Origin of the sequence: Niallia tiangongensis (genome assembly GCF_044704065.1) — a bacterium.
In the GTDB taxonomy this organism is placed as follows: Bacteria; Bacillota; Bacilli; order Bacillales; family Cytobacillaceae; genus Niallia; species Niallia tiangongensis.
In genome coordinates, this window is sequence record NZ_CP162613.1 from 1 (window position 1) to 20375 (window position 20375).

Sequence of the window (20375 nt, forward strand, 5' to 3'; positions counted from 1 at the left end):
TTGAAAAATATAACGGATCTTTGGAATAACGCATTGAATACGATTGAAACAAAGATCAGCAAACCTAGTTTTGATACATGGCTTAAACCAACAAAAGCCCATTCTCTGCAGGGAGATTTACTAGTTGTTACAGCACCTAATGAATTCGCACGAGATTGGTTAGAAGAAAGATATTCTCAGCTTATTGCTGAAATACTATACGAAATTACTGGCGAAGAACTCCTGGTGAAATTTATTATTCCTCAAAATCAAAAAGAAGAGGAATTTGATCAGCAAATTTCTATAAAACATAAGAAAAAAGAAGAGGAAGTTACAGAGCAAACAATCTTAAATTCAAAGTATACTTTTGATACTTTTGTAATTGGATCTGGCAATCGTTTCGCTCATGCCGCTTCCCTTGCTGTTGCCGAAGCCCCTGCAAAAGCCTACAATCCTCTATTTATTTATGGAGGAGTTGGACTTGGAAAAACGCACTTAATGCATGCAATCGGACATTATGTTTTAGATCATAATCCATCTGCTAAAGTGGTATATTTATCTTCTGAAAAATTCACAAATGAATTTATTAATAGTATCCGCGACAACAAAGGTGCTGAATTCCGTGATAAATATCGAAATGTAGATGTACTTTTAATAGATGATATTCAATTTCTCGCCGGAAAAGAATCAACACAAGAAGAATTTTTCCATACATTTAACACGTTACATGAGGAAAGCAAACAAATTATTATCTCTAGTGACCGCCCTCCAAAAGAGATTCCAACACTAGAGGATCGTCTGCGCTCTCGTTTTGAATGGGGACTTATCACAGATATCACTCCACCAGACTTAGAGACACGGATCGCTATTTTAAGAAAAAAAGCTAAAGCTGACGGATTAGATATTCCGAATGAAGTCATGCTTTATATTGCTAATCAGATTGATACAAATATTCGTGAGCTAGAAGGTGCACTTATTCGTGTTGTTGCTTATTCTTCTTTAATAAATAAAGATATTAATGCTGATTTAGCAGCTGAAGCATTAAAAGATATTGTTCCTAGCTCTAAGCCTCGAGTAATAACGATTCATGATATTCAAAAGGTAGTAGGCGAGCAGTTTAATATTAAATTAGAGGACTTCAAAGCAAAAAAACGCACAAAATCAATTGCGTTTCCAAGACAAATCGCTATGTATTTATCAAGAGAATTAACCGATTTCTCCTTACCAAAAATCGGAGAAGAATTTGGCGGCCGAGATCATACTACCGTTATTCATGCCCATGAAAAAATTTCAAAAATGCTTTTAACTGATTCACTTCTTCAAAAACAATTAAAAGAAATAAATGAACTCTTAAAAGTTTAGATAGGATAATGTGTATAACTTACCTTACTTTAAACACAGTCTATCCACATGTTGATAGACTGTGTTTCCTTGCTTAAACCTAGTTATCCACATATTAACAGGGCCTACTACTTATACTACTATTTTTTAAAACAATATATTATTAAAAAAAGCAGTTAGAACTGCCTTTAAAAATTATTTAAATCGGAGGATCAATTAATGAAATTCATCATCCAAAAAGAGAATCTTGTTCAAAGTGTTCAAGATGTCATGAAAGCAATTACTAGTAGAACAACAATTCCTATCCTCACTGGTATTAAAATTGTTGCAAGCGAAGAAGGAGTAACATTAACTGGAAGTGACTCAGATATTTCCATTGAATCCTTTATTCCCAAAGAAGAAAACGAACAAGAAATAGTGGAAATCCAACAAACTGGTTCCATCGTTTTACAAGCAAAGTTCTTTAGTGAAATTGTTAAAAAACTTCCTACCAATCAAGTTGAAATTGTTGTTGATAATTTCCAAACTACCATTCGTTCTGGAAAATCAGAATTCAATCTAAATGGGCTCGATTCAGAAGAATATCCGCATTTGCCACAAATCGCGGAACAAAATTCAATTAAAGTCCCAACAGATTTATTAAAAAATATTATAAAACAAACTGTGTTTGCAGTGTCCACCTCAGAAACACGCCCGGTGTTGACAGGTGTAAACTGGAAAATTGAAAACAATGACCTAATCTGTATTGCAACAGATAGTCATCGTCTTGCATTAAGAAAGGCGAAAATAGAGATAGAGACCGAGCAATCTTTTAATATTGTTATTCCAGGAAAAAGTTTAAACGAGCTCAACCGAATTTTGGATGACCATGATGAACCAGTTGAAGTTCTTGTGACGGAAAATCAAATATTATTTAAAACAAAGCATATTCTTTTCTTCTCTCGTTTATTAGAAGGAAATTACCCTGATACAAATCGATTAATTCCGACCGAAAGCAAAACAGATATTATTGTAAACTCTAAGGAATTTCTTCAATCGATAGACCGTGCCTCCTTATTGGCTCGCGAAGGTCGAAATAATGTCGTTAAGTTTTCAACAATGGGTGAGAATGTGATAGAAATTTCTTCTTTTACTCCTGAGATAGGAAAAGTTATCGAAGAATTAGTAAGTGAATCTGTTAGCGGGGAAGAGTTAAAGATATCCTTTAGCGCGAAGTTTATGATGGATGCGTTGAAAGTTCTTGAGGGGTCTGAAGTTAAAATTAGTTTTACTGGAGCAATGAGACCATTTGTTATCCATCCAACAAATGATGACTCCACGTTACAGCTTATATTACCGGTAAGAACGTATTAAAAGTATTGGGTGTTCATTTTAAAGAACACCCAATTTTCTTTGTGTGCACCAAGTGTATGAATATACACTCAGGGGAATAAATGTTGTTTAAGTCTACTTTTACCCCTCTCATTTAGAATATTACTTACTTATTTATAGAAATATTACACTTTTCTTTGTGTATCAATTAATTATTTAGTAGAATAGGAAGATACGATTAAAGTTGAGAGAGTGAAAAAATGGATAATCAAATTAAGATTGATACGGATTATATTACGTTAGGTCAATTTCTAAAAGTAGCAGAGTTAATACAATCAGGTGGAATGGCAAAATGGTTCCTAGGGGAATATGAGGTATTTGTTAATGGGGAACAGGATCAGCGCAGAGGAAGAAAGTTAAGAAGTGGTGATGAAATTAATATTCCTTCATTTGGCAAGTACACTGTTTTGTAAAAAAAGGGTGAAACCAAATGTATATTGATCAGTTGCTTTTAAGAAATTACCGAAATTATAAGGAACTGGATATTTCTTTCGAGAATAAAGTTAATGTAATTTTAGGAGAAAACGCACAAGGGAAAACCAATGTGATGGAATCAATCTATGTTCTAGCTATGGCAAAATCCCATCGGACCTCAAATGATAAAGAACTTATTTATTGGGACAAAGAGTATGCTAAAATAGAAGGTAGATTAGTCAAAACACATGGGAAAGTCCCCATGCAGTTAGTTGTGGCCAAAAAAGGGAAAAAAGCAAAATTTAATCATATAGAGCAGCGGAAATTGAGTCAATATATTGGCAATATGAACGTAGTCATGTTCGCACCTGAAGATTTAAACTTAGTAAAAGGCAGCCCACAAATTAGAAGAAGATTTATTGATATGGAAATAGGGCAAATATCACCTGTATATTTGCATGATATGGGACGATATCAAAAAATTCTACACCAGCGAAATACCTACTTAAAACAACTACAAACAAATAAACAAACCGATCATACCATGCTTGAGATTTTAACGGAGCAATTTATAGATATGGCAGTTAGAGTGGTAGCGAAGCGTTTTGAATTTCTGCATTTGCTGGAAAAGTGGGCAGTTCCGATTCATAAAGGGATATCTAGGGGGCTGGAAACACTAGAAATTCGCTATAAACCTTCTGTTGATGTATTAGAAGATCAGGATTTGTCGAAAATGAAGAGTATATACGAAGAAAAATTCCAGAGTCTAAAAAAACGAGAAATTGATCGAGGAATATCCTTATTTGGACCTCATCGTGATGATATGCTGTTTTATGTGAATGATAGAGATGTTCAAACATATGGTTCACAAGGACAGCAAAGAACAACTGCATTATCCATTAAAATGGCAGAGATTGAACTGATTTATTCAGAAATACGTGAATATCCAATTCTTCTTTTAGATGATGTACTTTCTGAATTGGATGACTATCGTCAATCTCATTTGTTAAATACCATTCAAGGAAAAGTTCAGACATTCGTTACGACAACCAGTGTTGATGGTATAGACCATCATACTTTAAAAGAAGCAGCAACTTTTCAGGTTGAATCAGGAACGATTAAAAAGATTCAATAGCTTTGAGGTGAAGAAGTGTACGTTCATATTGGGGAAAATATTCTTGTGCGAACTTCAGATATTATAACTATATTAGATAAACAGACAGTAGAGTCATCTCCTATTTCAAAAGAATTTTTAGAACGGAAAAAAGCAATGACTAATGGGAAAAGTTCATCTTATAAATCTATTGTGATTACAAAGGATACTATCTATTTTTCGCCGATTGCTTCTAATACGTTAAAAAAAAGAACAGTCCAATTAACTGTTCAAGAGTACTAATGATGCAAAATAAAAGGAAAAATTTTTTGATGTCAATGGAAAGTTAGGTGATCGATATGTCAACGGAACATAATCCAGTTGAACAACAATCTTATGATGAAAGTCAGATACAGGTTTTAGAAGGCTTAGAGGCTGTTAGAAAAAGACCAGGGATGTATATTGGGTCAACCAGTGGCCGAGGTCTGCACCATTTAGTGTGGGAAATTGTCGATAACAGTATTGATGAGGCATTAGCTGGTTTCTGTGATGAAATTAATGTCATCATTGAAAAGGATAATAGTATCACTGTTAAAGATAATGGTCGCGGAATTCCTGTTGGTATTCAGGAGAAAATGGGAAGACCTGCTGTGGAAGTAATCATGACTGTTCTTCATGCCGGAGGAAAGTTCGGTGGTGGAGGCTATAAAGTTTCTGGGGGACTCCATGGTGTAGGTGCTTCGGTAGTAAATGCTCTTTCAACGGAATTAGAGGTTTTTGTTCATCGTGATGGAAATATCTATTACCAAAAATATCAAAAAGGGGTGCCGGTTGCTGATTTAAAAATAATCGGTGAAACAGACCATACTGGTACAATTACACGCTTTAAGCCAGATGGTGAAATTTTCAAAGAAACGTTAGAGTATGATTATGAAACATTAGCTAACCGTATCAGAGAGCTGGCTTTCTTAAACCGAAATATTCGCATTACGATTGAAGATGTACGCGAAGGTATGGAGAAAAGGAAAGAATACCATTATGAAGGTGGTATAAAGTCCTATGTAGAGCATTTAAATCGAAATAAAGAAGTACTTTTTGAAGAACCAATTTATATTGAAGGAGAAAAAGACGGTATAAATGTTGAGATTTCTTTCCAATATAATGATGGCTATACAGGGAATATTTTTTCATTCGCTAACAATATTAATACGCATGAAGGTGGAACGCATGAGTCTGGTTTCAAAACAGCTCTTACTCGTGTAATTAATGATTATGCAAGAAAAAATAGCCTACTAAAAGAATCAGATGTAAATCTTTCTGGAGAGGATGTAAGGGAAGGGATTGTTGCAATTGTTTCTGTAAAGCACCCGGATCCACAATTTGAAGGACAAACGAAAACAAAATTAGGAAATTCAGAAGTCCGTGCAATTACAGATACCGTTTTTTCTGAACATCTGGAGAAATTCCTTTTAGAAAATCCTACTGTCGCTCGCAAAATTGTCGATAAAGGTCAAATGGCTCTACGAGCAAGAATTGCAGCGAAAAAGGCAAGAGAATTAACTCGTCGAAAAAGTGCACTTGAGGTTTCAAGCTTACCAGGTAAATTGGCAGATTGCTCCTCAAGAGATCCAAAAATTAGTGAACTATTCATTGTAGAGGGTGATTCTGCAGGTGGTTCGGCAAAATCAGGTCGAGATCGACATTTCCAAGCAATACTTCCGTTGAGAGGGAAGATTCTAAACGTAGAAAAAGCAAGATTGGATCGAATTTTGTCTAATAATGAGGTTCGTTCTATGATTACTGCAATTGGAACTGGAATCGGAGACGATTATGATATATCAAAAGCGAGATATCATAAAGTTGTTATTATGACAGATGCCGATGTAGATGGAGCGCATATCCGAACATTGTTATTAACCTTCTTTTATCGTTATATGAGAAAAATTGTAGAAGCTGGCTACATCTATATTGCACAGCCACCTTTATATAGTATTAAACAAGGTAAAAAGCTTGAGTATGCCTATAGTGATGCACAATTGCAACAGGTTCTAAGCACCTTGCCAGCTAATCCTAAACCGAATATTCAACGTTATAAAGGATTAGGGGAAATGAACGCAGAGCAACTGTGGGATACAACAATGGATCCTGAAAAAAGAGTATTATTACAGGTAAGCTTAGATGATGTGATTGAAGCGGATGAAACGTTTGAAATGCTGATGGGCGATAAAGTAGAGCCACGTAGAAACTTTATCGAAGAAAATGCAACTTATGTAAAAAATCTAGATGTTTAAAAGATAGGAAAAGAAATTTGGTGCTGATTAGATTGGCACCTTGTGTATTTCTTTGGAAGTTAGTTATTCCTATTAATTATAAGGAATTCGATTAGATTTTACTTTTCTCCTGATTAGTAAGACGAGAAAGAAAATTTAATTGTTTCTTAAGGAGGTTCCTTTCCATGGCTGATATGCCAAATTCTCAAATTAAAGATAGAAATATAAGTAAAGAAATGCGTGATTCCTTTTTAGATTACGCGATGAGTGTTATTGTTTCACGTGCTCTTCCAGATGTGCGAGATGGCTTAAAGCCTGTGCATCGACGTATTTTATATGCAATGCATGATCTTGGAATGCACTCGGATAAACCGTTTAAGAAATCAGCACGTATTGTAGGAGAAGTAATCGGGAAGTATCATCCACATGGTGATAGTGCTGTTTATGAAACAATGGTGCGTATGGCTCAGCATTTCAACTACCGCTATATGCTTGTTGATGGACATGGTAACTTTGGTTCTGTAGATGGTGATTCAGCTGCAGCGATGCGTTATACAGAAGCAAGAATGTCTAAGATAGCAATGGAGCTATTACGGGATATTAATAAAGATACCATTGATTATAAGCCAAACTTTGATGGGGAAGAGAAAGAACCAGTTGTATTACCTTCTCGTTTCCCAAATTTACTTGTAAATGGTACGAGTGGAATCGCAGTTGGAATGGCTACAAATATTCCTCCACATCAATTGGGAGAAATAATTGATGGTGTTCTCGAAGTTAGTAAAAACCCAGATATCACAATTCCTGAATTAATGGAAATTATACCAGGACCAGATTTTCCAACGTATGGAATGATTGTTGGCAGAAGTGGGATTAGAAAAGCGTATGAAACTGGTAGAGGCTCTATTATATTACGAGCAAGAGTAGAAATTGAAGTGAAGCCTAGTGGTAAGGAAGTTATTATTGTGAAAGAAATTCCTTATCAAGTCAATAAAGCAAGACTAGTAGAGCGTATTGCGGAACTAGTTCGTGATAAGAAAATTGATGGTATCACTGATTTGCGAGATGAGTCTGACCGTACTGGAATGCGCGTTGTAATTGAGGTGCGAAAAGACGCAAATGCTAATGTTCTATTAAATAACTTATATAAGCATACGGCTATGCAGACAAGCTTTGGTATTAATCTACTTGCACTAGTAGACGGACAACCAAAGGTACTTAACTTAAAACAATGTCTAGTATATTATCTAGAACATCAAAAGGTAATTATACGCAGAAGAACAGAATTCGAATTGAGAAAAGCAGAAGCAAGAGCTCACATTTTAGAAGGTTTGCGTATTGCGTTAGATCATTTAGACGAAGTGATTAGCTTGATTCGTAGCTCTCGTACTACAGATATTGCTCGTGAAGGATTAATGACGAATTTTAATCTTTCTGAGAAACAAGCTCAAGCTATTCTAGATATGCGTCTACAAAGATTAACTGGCTTAGAAAGAGAAAAAATCGAGGATGAGTATCAAGAATTAGTTAAGTTAATTGCTGAATTACAAGCAATTCTAGCAGATGAAGAAAAAATCTTAGAGATTATTCGCGAAGAGCTTTTAGAAGTGAAAGAGCGATTTAACGATATTCGTCGTACAGAAATTGTTGCTGGCGGAATTGAAACAATCGAAGATGAGGATTTAATTCCTGAAGAAAATATTATCATTACGTTAACTCATAATGGTTATATTAAGAGATTGCCAGCTTCTACTTACCGAGCGCAAAGACGTGGTGGACGCGGGATTCAGGGAATGGGAACGAATGAGGATGACTTTGTTGAACAGCTGAGCTCTACATCCACCCATGATACTATCCTATTCTTTACGAATAAAGGGAAAGTATATCGATTAAAAGGCTATGAGATACCAGAATTCAGTCGAACAGCAAAAGGTATTCCAATTATTAACCTATTAGGTGTGGAAAAAGATGAGTGGGTGAATGCAATCATTCCGGTTTCAGAATTTGTAGATGATTGGTACCTATTCTTTACCACAAAAGAAGGAATCTCTAAACGTTCGCCATTATCATCGTTTGCCAATATAAGAAACAATGGTTTAATCGCTGTTAATTTAAGAGAAGATGATGAGTTAATCTCTGTACGCTTAACAGATGGATCAAAGGAAATTATTATTGGTACGAAAAACGGCTTACTCATCCGTTTCCCAGAAACAGATGTACGTTCAATGGGAAGAACAGCAACTGGGGTAAAAGGTATTACTCTATCATCTGGTGATGAAGTTGTAGGCATGGAAGTTCTAGAGGAAGATTCAGAAATTCTAGTTGTAACAAAGTATGGCTATGGAAAAAGAACGCCACTTGATGAATATAGAGTTCAAGGTAGAGGCGGAAAAGGTATTAAAACGTGTAATGTCACGGATAAGAACGGTCCTCTAGTATCCATGAAGGTAGTTAACGGGGAAGAAGACTTAATGATTATTACAACAGGTGGCGTTTTAATCAGAATGGCTGTAAGTGATATCTCAACTATGGGCAGAAGCACTCAAGGTGTTCGATTGATTAAATTAAATGAAAATGAGAATGAATTTGTGGCAACTGTTGCTATAGTCGAAAAAGAAGATGAAGAAGAGGGAGTAGAAGACGTAGAGGGTACTTCTGAAGAAACACAACAAGAGTCTTTAGAAAATGATGCGGATTCAAACGAATAATATTTGAGATGTCTTAAGGGGTAACCTATAAAGGCATCTCTTTTTTTATTTTGACTTTTTTCTTAAAGAATGCTGTTTTTACTTTCATGTAAAGCCTATTGATGCTACATATACACTAATTGATGTTTAATTTTAGAGGTATAGTCCTAATTTAATAGGTTACATTTTAAAAAAAAAACATTAAAATAGTAAAAAAGTTCGTTTTTTGAAAAGGTGGTTTCAAATGATTGTTAATCTGGAAGAGTTACAGCCAGGTAGTATTTTAGCAGAAGATATTTATATACGAACAAATAGACCGATTATTACCGCTAAAACGGTTTTGACAAAGGAACATATAAAGATATTGAAATCTTTCTTAGTAAAGGAAGTTACTATTGAAAATACAAGAATTGATGGTACGAAAATCATGCAATCTAGTTCATCTATTCATAAACAGGCTAGAAATGAAAAGAAAAGTAATTTCTTAGAGCTTTTTATACAAACGGTTCAGTTATATAAAAAAGAATTTTTATCATGGCAATCTGGATTACCGGTAAATATAGCAAATATAAGAAATATACTTTTACCATTATTAGAAGAGGTTGAAAATGTTTCAAAAGAAATCTTTTCTATTTATCACTTATCTAACAAAAAGGAATATCTATATCAGCACTCTATTGCGGTTGCAGTTATTAGTGCACTTATCGCTGAAAAAATGAACTATAGCTATAGGGATATGATTCAAGTAGCATTAGCAGGTTGTTTAAGTGATGCTGGAATGGCTAAGATCAATCAACGATTATTGCATAAAACAGAACCTTTAACAGAAGATGAGTTTAATGAAGTGAAAAAACATACAAGGTATAGCTTGGAAATGATTCCTGAACATACTTTATTAAAAAAAGAGACTCGGCTTGCTATTTATCAACATCATGAGAGAATTGATGGAAGTGGATATCCAATGGGTAATGCAGATAATAAGATACATGCCTTTGCCAAGATTATAGCTGTAGCTGATACATTTCATGCGATGACATCGGAAAGATTGTATCGGAAGAAGCAATCTCCTTTTCGTGTGATTGAACAAATGCATCAGGATCATTTTGGGGAATTTGATTTAACTATATTACAATCACTAAGCAATGCTATTACTCAATTTACTACAGGGAGTAAAATTAGATTATCCAATGGGGAAAAAGCAGAAATTTTGTTTATAAGTAGCATTCCAACAAGACCCCTAGTTAAAACATTGGAAAATGAATTGATTCTTGATTTAGAAAAAAACAGACATATATTCATAGAAGAGATTTTAGAGTATTGATAAAATCGATTAGAAAAGAGAATTAGTTGCCTTGCAATTTTAAACAGCCATCGTTTTTATCCAGAGGAAATGTATAGTTCATTTTAAGGAAGGAGGTGTCTATTAATTTAGGTAAGTGATGCAAAAAAAAATAGGGAAATGAAAAAGAATCTATTGGAAAGAAATATTTAAACTTTTTTTGAAAAAGTTTAAATAAACTCTTGCATACATGTATAAACGTTGCTATAATAATACAAGTCAGCAAGAGAACATTGAAAAACTTTTGAAAACATGTTGACTGAATAGTTGTTAATATGTTATTATTTAAAAGTTGTCTCTTATGAGATTGCTCTTTGAAAACTGAACAAACAAACGTCAACAATAATCGTTTTATAACTAATATTATAGAATGAAAACAACAAGTAATAAAAAGCTAGAGTTTAGCAATGAGCTAATCAACTCTTTATTGGAGAGTTTGATCCTGGCTCAGGACGAACGCTGGCGGCGTGCCTAATACATGCAAGTCGAGCGGATTTTAAAAGCTTGCTTTTAAAGTTAGCGGCGGACGGGTGAGTAACACGTGGGCAACCTGCCTGTAAGACTGGGATAACTTCGGGAAACCGGAGCTAATACCGGATAATCCTTTTCTACTCATGTAGAAAAGCTGAAAGACGGTTTACGCTGTCACTTACAGATGGGCCCGCGGCGCATTAGCTAGTTGGTGAGGTAACGGCTCACCAAGGCAACGATGCGTAGCCGACCTGAGAGGGTGATCGGCCACACTGGGACTGAGACACGGCCCAGACTCCTACGGGAGGCAGCAGTAGGGAATCTTCCGCAATGGACGAAAGTCTGACGGAGCAACGCCGCGTGAGTGATGAAGGTTTTCGGATCGTAAAACTCTGTTGTTAGGGAAGAACAAGTACAAGAGTAACTGCTTGTACCTTGACGGTACCTAACCAGAAAGCCACGGCTAACTACGTGCCAGCAGCCGCGGTAATACGTAGGTGGCAAGCGTTGTCCGGAATTATTGGGCGTAAAGCGCGCGCAGGCGGTCCTTTAAGTCTGATGTGAAAGCCCACGGCTCAACCGTGGAGGGTCATTGGAAACTGGGGGACTTGAGTGCAGAAGAGAAGAGTGGAATTCCACGTGTAGCGGTGAAATGCGTAGAGATGTGGAGGAACACCAGTGGCGAAGGCGACTCTTTGGTCTGTAACTGACGCTGAGGCGCGAAAGCGTGGGGAGCAAACAGGATTAGATACCCTGGTAGTCCACGCCGTAAACGATGAGTGCTAAGTGTTAGAGGGTTTCCGCCCTTTAGTGCTGCAGCAAACGCATTAAGCACTCCGCCTGGGGAGTACGGCCGCAAGGCTGAAACTCAAAGGAATTGACGGGGGCCCGCACAAGCGGTGGAGCATGTGGTTTAATTCGAAGCAACGCGAAGAACCTTACCAGGTCTTGACATCCTCTGACACTCCTAGAGATAGGACGTTCCCCTTCGGGGGACAGAGTGACAGGTGGTGCATGGTTGTCGTCAGCTCGTGTCGTGAGATGTTGGGTTAAGTCCCGCAACGAGCGCAACCCTTGATCTTAGTTGCCAGCATTTAGTTGGGCACTCTAAGGTGACTGCCGGTGACAAACCGGAGGAAGGTGGGGATGACGTCAAATCATCATGCCCCTTATGACCTGGGCTACACACGTGCTACAATGGATGGTACAAAGGGCAGCAAAGCGGTGACGCCTAGCAAATCCCATAAAACCATTCTCAGTTCGGATTGTAGGCTGCAACTCGCCTACATGAAGCTGGAATCGCTAGTAATCGCGGATCAGCATGCCGCGGTGAATACGTTCCCGGGCCTTGTACACACCGCCCGTCACACCACGAGAGTTTGTAACACCCGAAGTCGGTGGGGTAACCGTAAGGAGCCAGCCGCCTAAGGTGGGATAGATGATTGGGGTGAAGTCGTAACAAGGTAGCCGTATCGGAAGGTGCGGCTGGATCACCTCCTTTCTAAGGAAAATGGAATTTACATTCCATCAAAGATTGTTGACGATTTGTTGTTCAGTTTTGAGGGAGCAATTCCTTGAAAAATAGATAAAGTAAGAACCTTTTTACTTTATCGAACATAAAATGGGCCTATAGCTCAGCTGGTTAGAGCGCACGCCTGATAAGCGTGAGGTCGATGGTTCGAGTCCATTTAGGCCCACCATTTTAAAATCATATACCATTTTTGGGGCTTTAGCTCAGCTGGGAGAGCGCCTGCCTTGCACGCAGGAGGTCAGCGGTTCGATCCCGCTAAGCTCCACCAAAATTGTTCTTTGAAAACTAAATCATTAAATAGAAGTAACCAAGATAAACCGAGTAATCGCCATCTTAGATTCTCTATTTTAGAGAATTACTTCTTTGAAAAGTAATCGTATTGAACGACTATTTATTCGAAGATTTGAGAGCAAAGAGAAGCAAGTAGGTCAAGGAAGCGACCGAACGAGCACTGGAGCGTACGTCAGTACGTGAGGAGCAGAGTGAGAGAGCTGACGAAGAGATACGCCGCTTATCTTTGGTCGAAACTAAGTTAAGTTAGAAAGGGCGCACGGTGGATGCCTTGGCACTAGGAGCCGATGAAGGACGGGATTAACACCGATATGCTTTGGGGAGCTGTAAGTAAGCTTTGATCCAGAGATTTCCGAATGGGGAAACCCTCTATCCGTAATGGGATAGAATCTTTACCTAAATACATAGGGTACTGAAGGCAGACCCGGGGAACTGAAACATCTAAGTACCCGGAGGAAGAGAAAGCAAACGCGATTCCCTGAGTAGCGGCGAGCGAAACGGGATTAGCCCAAACCAAGAGGCTTGCCTCTTGGGGTTGTAGGACACTCTATATGGAGTTACAAAGGAACGGGGTAGACGAATCGATCTGGAAAGGTCAGTCGTAGAAGGTAAAAACCCTGTAGTCGAAACTTCGTTCCCTCTTGAGTGTATCCTGAGTACGGCGGGACACGAGAAATCCCGTCGGAAGCAGGGAGGACCATCTCCCAAGGCTAAATACTCCCTAGTGACCGATAGTGAACCAGTACCGTGAGGGAAAGGTGAAAAGCACCCCGGAAGGGGAGTGAAATAGATCCTGAAACCGTGTGCCTACAAGTAGTTAGAGCCCATTTATGGGTGATAGCGTGCCTTTTGTAGAATGAACCGGCGAGTTACGATTACATGCGAGGTTAAGTTGATAAGACGGAGCCGCAGCGAAAGCGAGTCTGAATAGGGCGAAATAGTATGTGGTTGTAGACCCGAAACCAGGTGATCTACCCATGTCCAGGGTGAAGTCCAGGTAACACTGGATGGAGGCCCGAACCCACGCACGTTGAAAAGTGCGGGGATGAGGTGTGGGTAGCGGAGAAATTCCAATCGAACTTGGAGATAGCTGGTTCTCTCCGAAATAGCTTTAGGGCTAGCCTCAAGATTTAGAGTATTGGAGGTAGAGCACTGTTTGGACTAGGGGCCCCCATCGGGTTACCGAATTCAGACAAACTCCGAATGCCAAATACTTATTCTTGGGAGTCAGACTACGAGTGATAAGATCCGTGGTCAAGAGGGAAACAGCCCAGACCACCAGCTAAGGTCCCAAAGTATACGTTAAGTGGAAAAGGATGTGGAGTTGCTTAGACAACCAGGATGTTGGCTTAGAAGCAGCCACCATTTAAAGAGTGCGTAATAGCTCACTGGTCGAGTGACTCTGCGCCGAAAATGTACCGGGGCTAAACGTATCACCGAAGCTGTGGATTGACATCTATGATGTCAGTGGTAGGAGAGCGTTCTAAGTGCGTCGAAGCTAGACCGTAAGGACTGGTGGAGCGCTTAGAAGTGAGAATGCCGGTATGAGTAGCGAAAGATGAGTGAGAATCTCATCCACCGAATGCCTAAGGTTTCCTGAGGAAGGCTCGTCCGCTCAGGGTTAGTCGGGACCTAAGCCGAGGCTGAAAAGCGTAGGCGATGGACAACAGGTTGATATTCCTGTACCACCTTTAAATCGTTTGAGCAATGGGGGGACGCAGGAGGATAGGGTAAGCGTGCTGTTGGATTAGCACGTCCAAGCAGTTAGGCCGGTAATGAGGCAAATCCCATTACCACAAAAGCGGAGCTGTGACGGCGAGGGAAATATAGTACCGAAGTTCCTGATTCCACACTGCCAAGAAAAGCCTCTAGCGAGATTTATGGTGCCCGTACCGCAAACCGACACAGGTAGGCGAGGAGAGAATCCTAAGGTGAGCGAGAGAACTCTCGTTAAGGAACTCGGCAAAATGACCCCGTAACTTCGGGAGAAGGGGTGCTCTTTTGGGTGTTAAAGCCCGAGAGAGCCGCAGTGAATAGGCCCAGGCGACTGTTTAGCAAAAACACAGGTCTCTGCGAAGCCGCAAGGCGAAGTATAGGGGCTGACACCTGCCCGGTGCTGGAAGGTTAAGAGGAGGGGTTAGCACGTTAAGTGCGAAGCTCTGAATTGAAGCCCCAGTAAACGGCGGCCGTAACTATAACGGTCCTAAGGTAGCGAAATTCCTTGTCGGGTAAGTTCCGACCCGCACGAAAGGTGTAACGATCTGGGCACTGTCTCAACGAGAGACTCGGTGAAATTATAGTACCTGTGAAGATGCAGGTTACCCGCGACAGGACGGAAAGACCCCGTGGAGCTTTACTGCAGCCTGATATTGAATTTTGGTACAGCTTGTACAGGATAGGTAGGAGCCTTGGAAGCCGGAGCGCTAGCTTCGGTGGAGGCATTGGTGGGATACTACCCTGGCTGTATTGACATTCTAACCCGCACCCCTTATCGGGGTGGGAGACAGTGTCAGGTGGGCAGTTTGACTGGGGCGGTCGCCTCCTAAAAAGTAACGGAGGCGCCCAAAGGTTCCCTCAGAATGGTTGGAAATCATTCGTAGAGTGTAAAGGCACAAGGGAGCTTGACTGCGAGACCTACAAGTCGAGCAGGGACGAAAGTCGGGCTTAGTGATCCGGTGGTTCCGCATGGAAGGGCCATCGCTCAACGGATAAAAGCTACCCCGGGGATAACAGGCTTATCTCCCCCAAGAGTCCACATCGACGGGGAGGTTTGGCACCTCGATGTCGGCTCATCGCATCCTGGGGCTGTAGTCGGTCCCAAGGGTTGGGCTGTTCGCCCATTAAAGCGGTACGCGAGCTGGGTTCAGAACGTCGTGAGACAGTTCGGTCCCTATCCGTCGTGGGCGTAGGAAATTTGAGAGGAGCTGTCCTTAGTACGAGAGGACCGGGATGGACGCACCGCTGGTGTACCAGTTGTCTTGCCAAAGGCATCGCTGGGTAGCTATGTGCGGAAGGGATAAGTGCTGAAAGCATCTAAGCATGAAGCCCCCCTCAAGATGAGATTTCCCATAGCGCAAGCTAGTAAGATCCCTGAAAGATGATCAGGTTGATAGGTCAGAGGTGGAAGCGTGGCGACATGTGGAGCTGACTGATACTAATAGATCGAGGACTTAACTAAAAACTCTTAGCGTAAGCTAAGAAAGATTACTTGGCAAATTGGTTTACTTCTAAATGATTTAGTTTTGAGAGAATAATTCTCTAAATAAATAAGTCTGGTGACGATAGCGAGAAGGTCACACCCGTTCCCATACCGAACACGGAAGTTAAGCTTCTAAAGCGCCGATGGTAGTTGGGGGTTCTCCCCCTGTGAGAGTAGGACGTCGCCAGGCACTAATGAAACAAGCATCTACTTTGGTGGATGCTTGTTTTTTATATGTATGGGTAAAAAAGAGATAGGAATTTAAAAATACAAAAAGTAGAGTGAGAAAAGAACAGGGCCTAGTCGTCGTCTAATCGACTAGGTCCTTACTTGTTTGTTTAGAAATTGATAAATCAATTGAGGTCCTTTTTCAGCAGCTATTAATAAAAATGATTCAATAAAAGGATAATCTTTATTCGGCATTGTTTTTAATAATTCACTCCACCATTCAATCTCATATCTAGCTATCATACTTAAGTTATACAAAATTAAGTAGTGGGATAACATTTCATTTGAAAAACAAGTTCTGTCCTTTTCAGAAGAAATAACATAAGATTTTTCTTTGGTATCCCATTTGATGAAATTATTCTGATGAAGAGGTTCTGAAAGTCGGATTAACAGCTCACTCCTATTCTCCTCTATTTCTTCTAAATGTATACCATAATAACTTTCAAGTTGATTTTTAAAATGATTACTGTTTGAATGATATAAATCTAAAATATGCTTTGGTAGCGAAATAAGGGGATGCAGATATTTCACTTGTAAAAAGGTTGACTTCCCTTCTAATAGTTGGAATAAACCAGATAGTTCTGGGACTTGATTAAAGAGAAAATCCATTTTTACTTTTTCTCCTTCTAAATTATTACAGGAGAACATTTTCTCAGCCATAAAAGTAAATAATCCATTTTTTTGTATTTTAACTTCATCTTGAAAAAATAAATACTGCTGCTTTTTGAGTTTTCTAGTTGAAACGCCATGGGCTAAAACAGAGGTTGAATTTGGATAATTTGGATCAACTGTTAATAAGCATGCTTTTATTAAATGAACAAGACCATAAAATAAAAGGATGGGCTGAATACTTAGAGGAGCTTTCTCGGCTTGCTGGTAATATAATTTTCCATGTTCTAAAAAATACATGAAAGGATAACAGTTTTGATAGCTTTTTGTTTCTAAATCGGATATATATAAATCACGATAGCATTTTTTTAAAAATTTTTGGCTGTATTCTGCGGAAAAAAAACAACTAAAAGAGCTCCAGTCTTTATAATAATGGGACATTTTTTAACTCTCCTTAAATTTTTTGAAAAATTAAACATATTAAACTGACCTTGACAGTATTTTATCCAATTGATAACCTACTAATAATATTTTTAACAATATGGAGGCGTTAAAATGTGGGAAAGTAAATTTGCTAAAGAAGGATTAACGTTTGATGATGTTCTTTTAATTCCAGCTAAATCGGAAGTATTGCCTCGAGATGTAAGCTTAAAGGTACAATTGGCGAAAAATCTTAACTTAAACATTCCGCTTATTAGTGCAGGAATGGATACTGTAACAGAAGCAGAAATGGCTATTGCTATTGCAAGACAAGGTGGACTGGGCATTATTCATAAAAATATGTCTATTGAGCAACAGGCTGAGCAGGTAGACAAAGTAAAGCGCTCAGAAAGTGGTGTAATCACAGATCCTTTCTTTTTAACTCCTGAACACCAAGTATTTGATGCAGAGCATCTAATGGGTAAATATCGTATCTCCGGTGTGCCAATTGTTAATAATAACGATGAGCAAAAACTAGTAGGGATTCTTACTAACCGAGACCTTCGTTTTATCGAAGACTTTTCCATTAAAATTTCGGATGTTATGACAAAAGAGAATTTAGTAACGGCTCCAGTAGGAACTACATTAGAAGAAGCAGAAAAAATCTTACAAAGATACAAGATTGAGAAATTGCCTTTAATTAATGATGAAGGTGTATTAAAGGGATTAATCACCATTAAAGATATAGAAAAAGTAATTGAATTCCCTCATTCAGCAAAAGATGCACAAGGAAGATTATTAGTTGGTGCAGCTGTTGGGGTAACAAATGATGCATTAAGACGCGTAGAAATGCTTGTTAAATCTAATGTGGATGTAGTGGTAATTGATACTGCTCATGGACACTCACAAGGGGTTCTAGACGGTGTGAAGGACATTAGAAGAGCTTTTCCTGATCTAACAATTATCGCTGGTAATGTAGCCACTGCAGAAGGAACAAGAGCTTTAATCGAAGCTGGAGCAGATATCGTTAAAGTTGGTATCGGACCAGGTTCAATTTGTACAACACGTGTAGTTGCTGGAGTAGGTGTTCCTCAAATAACGGCTGTTTATGATTGTGCTACTGAAGCTAGAAAACATGGTAAATCAATTATTGCTGACGGAGGAATTAAATACTCTGGAGATATTGTTAAAGCTTTAGCAGCGGGTGGACATGCGGTTATGTTAGGAAGCTTGCTAGCTGGTGTATCTGAAAGTCCTGGAGAAACAGAAATTTTCCAAGGAAGAAGATTTAAAGTATACAGAGGAATGGGCTCTGTTGCTGCGATGGAAAAAGGATCTAAAGATCGTTACTTCCAAGAGGATAACAAAAAATTTGTTCCTGAAGGTATTGAAGGTCGACTTCCTTATAAAGGACCACTTTCTGATACAATCTATCAGTTAGTTGGTGGAATTCGCTCTGGTATGGGATACTGTGGTACAAAGGATCTATATGAATTAAGAGAGAATGCTCAATTTGTAAAAATGACAGGTGCTGGCTTAAGAGAGAGTCATCCACATGATGTTCAAATTACGAAAGAAGCACCAAACTATTCACTTTCTTAATAAATATTATTAATATTGGTTATAAAACTTTCCTTAATTTACAATAGACGGTGATCAATAGCGCTGTCTATTTTTTTTGTTTTTTTTATGTTAAACTGTACAAGGGAAATAATTAACTTAAAAATAAAGATAGATTAATAGATAAAAAAGTTTTGGAGGTTTTAATATTGAAACAAGTAAAAAAGTGGACGGTGTCTTTCATCATTGCCGTACTATTCTTTAGTACACTATCAACAGTTCTACCGTATCAAGCAAGCGCTGCTGAAAATGATGAGCTTGGATTGGATGCAGGAGCAGCGATATTAGTGGATGCAAATACCGGAGAAATATTATATGAAAAAAATACTGACGAGCTTCTTGGAGTCGCTTCTATGTCAAAGATGATGACAGAATATATTGTTCTGGAGTCAATAAAAAATGGAAAAATCTCTTGGGATCAAAAAGTAAAAATTAATAACTATATTCACAGACTGTCAGGTGCTCCTGAGTTATCAAATGTAGGGCTGACTGAAGGAGAAGAATACACAGTTAAGGAATTGTATCAAGCAATGGCCATTCATTCAGGGAATGCTGCGACAGTTGCGTTGGCAGAGTTAATTGCAGGTACAGAGAAAAACTATATTAGTGTAATGAATCAAAAGGCTGAAGAATTAGGATTAGTTGATTTTGAATTTGTTAACTCTTCTGGTTTAAATAATAGTGATTTATTAGGAAATATCCCAGCTGGAAGCGATACAGATGAAAATAAAATGTCAGCTAAAGCAGTTGCGAAATTAGCATTCCGCTTAATCCATGATTATCCAGAAATTTTAGAGACTTCTGGTATGCCGAGTCTGAAGTTCAGAGATGGAAGAGAATATAAAAACTTCAATTGGCTAATACCTTCTTTGATTTATGGATATGAAGGGGTAGATGGATTAAAAACGGGTTCTACTGACTATGCAAAATTCAACGTTACTGCTACAGCTCAAAAAGGGAACCAACGTTACATTGTTGTTATTATGAAAAGTGAAACGAAGGATTCTCGTTTTGCAGAAGCAAGAAAAGTACTAGACTATGCTTTTGGAAATTTCACTACTGAAGAGATTCTTCCTGCAAATTATGTGGATGCCAAAAATAAAACAGTGGATGTAACAAAAGGAAAAGAAGATAAAGTAAGTATTGGTACTAAGGATGCAATTAACTTAGTAATCAAAAATAATGAAAAAGAAAATTATGTAGCAAAAGTTGTTTTGGATGAAAAGAAATTAAATGATGATGGTGAACTAACTGCTCCAGTTAAAAAAGGGGATAAGGTTGGTTATGTAACAGTACAAACGAAAGATGGAAAAGAAGTGCCATTCTTAACTAGTGATGGAAAAGAAAAGGTACAAGTAGACTTAGTAGCAAATGAAACGGTTGAAAAGGCAAATTGGTTTGTTTTAGCAATGCGCGGTATTGGTTCATTCTTCTCGAATGTATGGGGTAGTGTTTCTGATACTGTAAAAGGTTGGTTTTAATTAAAAGTTTATGAAATAAGTAAAAGTCAAT

11 protein-coding genes, 2 tRNA genes and 3 rRNA genes are annotated in these 20375 nt (G+C 38.5%); 15 read left to right on the forward strand and 1 reads right to left on the reverse strand.

All coding sequences use genetic code 11. From position 1 onward, the window contains the following. The 13 genes from dnaA (at position 1) to rrf (ending at position 16176) form a co-directional block, all read left to right on the forward strand. Positions 1-1341 (forward strand): chromosomal replication initiator protein DnaA, encoded by a 1341-nt coding sequence (gene dnaA, locus AB3U99_RS00005; RefSeq protein ID WP_400244654.1) that lies wholly within the window; start codon positions 1-3, stop codon positions 1339-1341. 198 nt (positions 1342-1539) lie between these two features. Further along, the gene (gene dnaN, locus AB3U99_RS00010; protein WP_400244656.1) at positions 1540-2673 is read left to right on the forward strand and encodes a DNA polymerase III subunit beta; all 1134 of its coding nucleotides are present in this window, start codon (positions 1540-1542) and stop codon (positions 2671-2673) included. Positions 2674-2891: 218 nt separating this feature from the next. Continuing rightward, on the forward strand, positions 2892-3104 hold the full coding sequence (gene yaaA / locus AB3U99_RS00015; protein ID WP_031535621.1) for a S4 domain-containing protein YaaA: 213 nt from the start codon (positions 2892-2894) through the stop codon (positions 3102-3104). A 17-nt stretch (positions 3105-3121) separates the two neighbouring features. Further along, positions 3122-4240, forward strand: a complete 1119-nt coding sequence (gene recF / locus AB3U99_RS00020; protein ID WP_400244658.1) for a DNA replication/repair protein RecF — start codon at positions 3122-3124, stop codon at positions 4238-4240. 15 nt (positions 4241-4255) lie between these two features. Next, positions 4256-4501, forward strand: a complete 246-nt coding sequence (remB, locus tag AB3U99_RS00025) for an extracellular matrix regulator RemB (RefSeq protein WP_400244660.1) — start codon at positions 4256-4258, stop codon at positions 4499-4501. Positions 4502-4557: 56 nt separating this feature from the next. Further along, a complete protein-coding gene (gene gyrB, locus AB3U99_RS00030) occupies positions 4558-6489 on the forward strand; it encodes a DNA topoisomerase (ATP-hydrolyzing) subunit B (protein ID WP_400244662.1) in 1932 nt (643 codons plus the stop codon). Between the two features lie 164 nt (positions 6490-6653). Next, complete coding sequence (gyrA, locus tag AB3U99_RS00035; RefSeq protein ID WP_400244664.1) at positions 6654-9176, forward strand: DNA gyrase subunit A; 2523 nt, start codon at positions 6654-6656, stop codon at positions 9174-9176. A 223-nt stretch (positions 9177-9399) separates the two neighbouring features. Further along, positions 9400-10476 (forward strand): HD-GYP domain-containing protein, encoded by a 1077-nt coding sequence (locus AB3U99_RS00040; RefSeq protein WP_400244666.1) that lies wholly within the window; start codon positions 9400-9402, stop codon positions 10474-10476. 442 nt (positions 10477-10918) lie between these two features. Beyond that, positions 10919-12466, forward strand: a 16S ribosomal RNA gene (locus tag AB3U99_RS00045). Between the two features lie 122 nt (positions 12467-12588). Further along, a tRNA-Ile gene (locus AB3U99_RS00050) sits at positions 12589-12665 on the forward strand. Between the two features lie 23 nt (positions 12666-12688). Further along, a tRNA-Ala gene (locus AB3U99_RS00055) sits at positions 12689-12764 on the forward strand. A gap of 262 nt (positions 12765-13026) precedes the next feature. Next, positions 13027-15965, forward strand: a 23S ribosomal RNA gene (locus AB3U99_RS00060). Positions 15966-16058: 93 nt separating this feature from the next. Then, positions 16059-16176, forward strand: a 5S ribosomal RNA gene (gene rrf / locus AB3U99_RS00065). The 16S, 23S and 5S rRNA genes sit together here with 2 tRNA genes alongside, the layout of an rRNA operon. Positions 16177-16304: 128 nt before the next feature. On the opposite strand, the gene AB3U99_RS00070 is transcribed toward rrf, so the two are convergent. Next, positions 16305-17264 carry a YaaC family protein gene (locus AB3U99_RS00070; RefSeq protein ID WP_400244668.1) on the reverse strand — a complete coding sequence of 320 codons (960 nt, stop codon included), beginning with the start codon at positions 17262-17264 and terminating at the stop codon, positions 16305-16307. Between the two features lie 114 nt (positions 17265-17378). Here AB3U99_RS00070 and guaB point away from each other — a divergent pair, with 114 nt between their 5' ends. Further along, the gene (gene guaB / locus AB3U99_RS00075) at positions 17379-18845 is read left to right on the forward strand and encodes an IMP dehydrogenase (RefSeq protein WP_400244671.1); all 1467 of its coding nucleotides are present in this window, start codon (positions 17379-17381) and stop codon (positions 18843-18845) included. Between the two features lie 167 nt (positions 18846-19012). Next, the gene (locus tag AB3U99_RS00080; protein WP_400244673.1) at positions 19013-20344 is read left to right on the forward strand and encodes a D-alanyl-D-alanine carboxypeptidase family protein; all 1332 of its coding nucleotides are present in this window, start codon (positions 19013-19015) and stop codon (positions 20342-20344) included. The last annotated feature ends 31 nt before the right edge of the window (positions 20345-20375 follow it).

Coding starts and splice junctions, on each gene's coding strand:
- dnaN (WP_400244656.1), top strand. CDS start 1,540: ATGAAATTCATCATCCAAAAAGAGAATCTTGTTCAAAGTGTTCAAGAT.
- yaaA (WP_031535621.1), top strand. CDS start 2,892: ATGGATAATCAAATTAAGATTGATACGGATTATATTACGTTAGGTCAA.
- recF (WP_400244658.1), top strand. CDS start 3,122: ATGTATATTGATCAGTTGCTTTTAAGAAATTACCGAAATTATAAGGAA.
- gyrB (WP_400244662.1), top strand. CDS start 4,558: ATGTCAACGGAACATAATCCAGTTGAACAACAATCTTATGATGAAAGT.
- gyrA (WP_400244664.1), top strand. CDS start 6,654: ATGGCTGATATGCCAAATTCTCAAATTAAAGATAGAAATATAAGTAAA.
- AB3U99_RS00040 (WP_400244666.1), top strand. CDS start 9,400: ATGATTGTTAATCTGGAAGAGTTACAGCCAGGTAGTATTTTAGCAGAA.
- AB3U99_RS00070 (WP_400244668.1), bottom strand. CDS start 17,264: ATGTCCCATTATTATAAAGACTGGAGCTCTTTTAGTTGTTTTTTTTCC.
- guaB (WP_400244671.1), top strand. CDS start 17,379: ATGTGGGAAAGTAAATTTGCTAAAGAAGGATTAACGTTTGATGATGTT.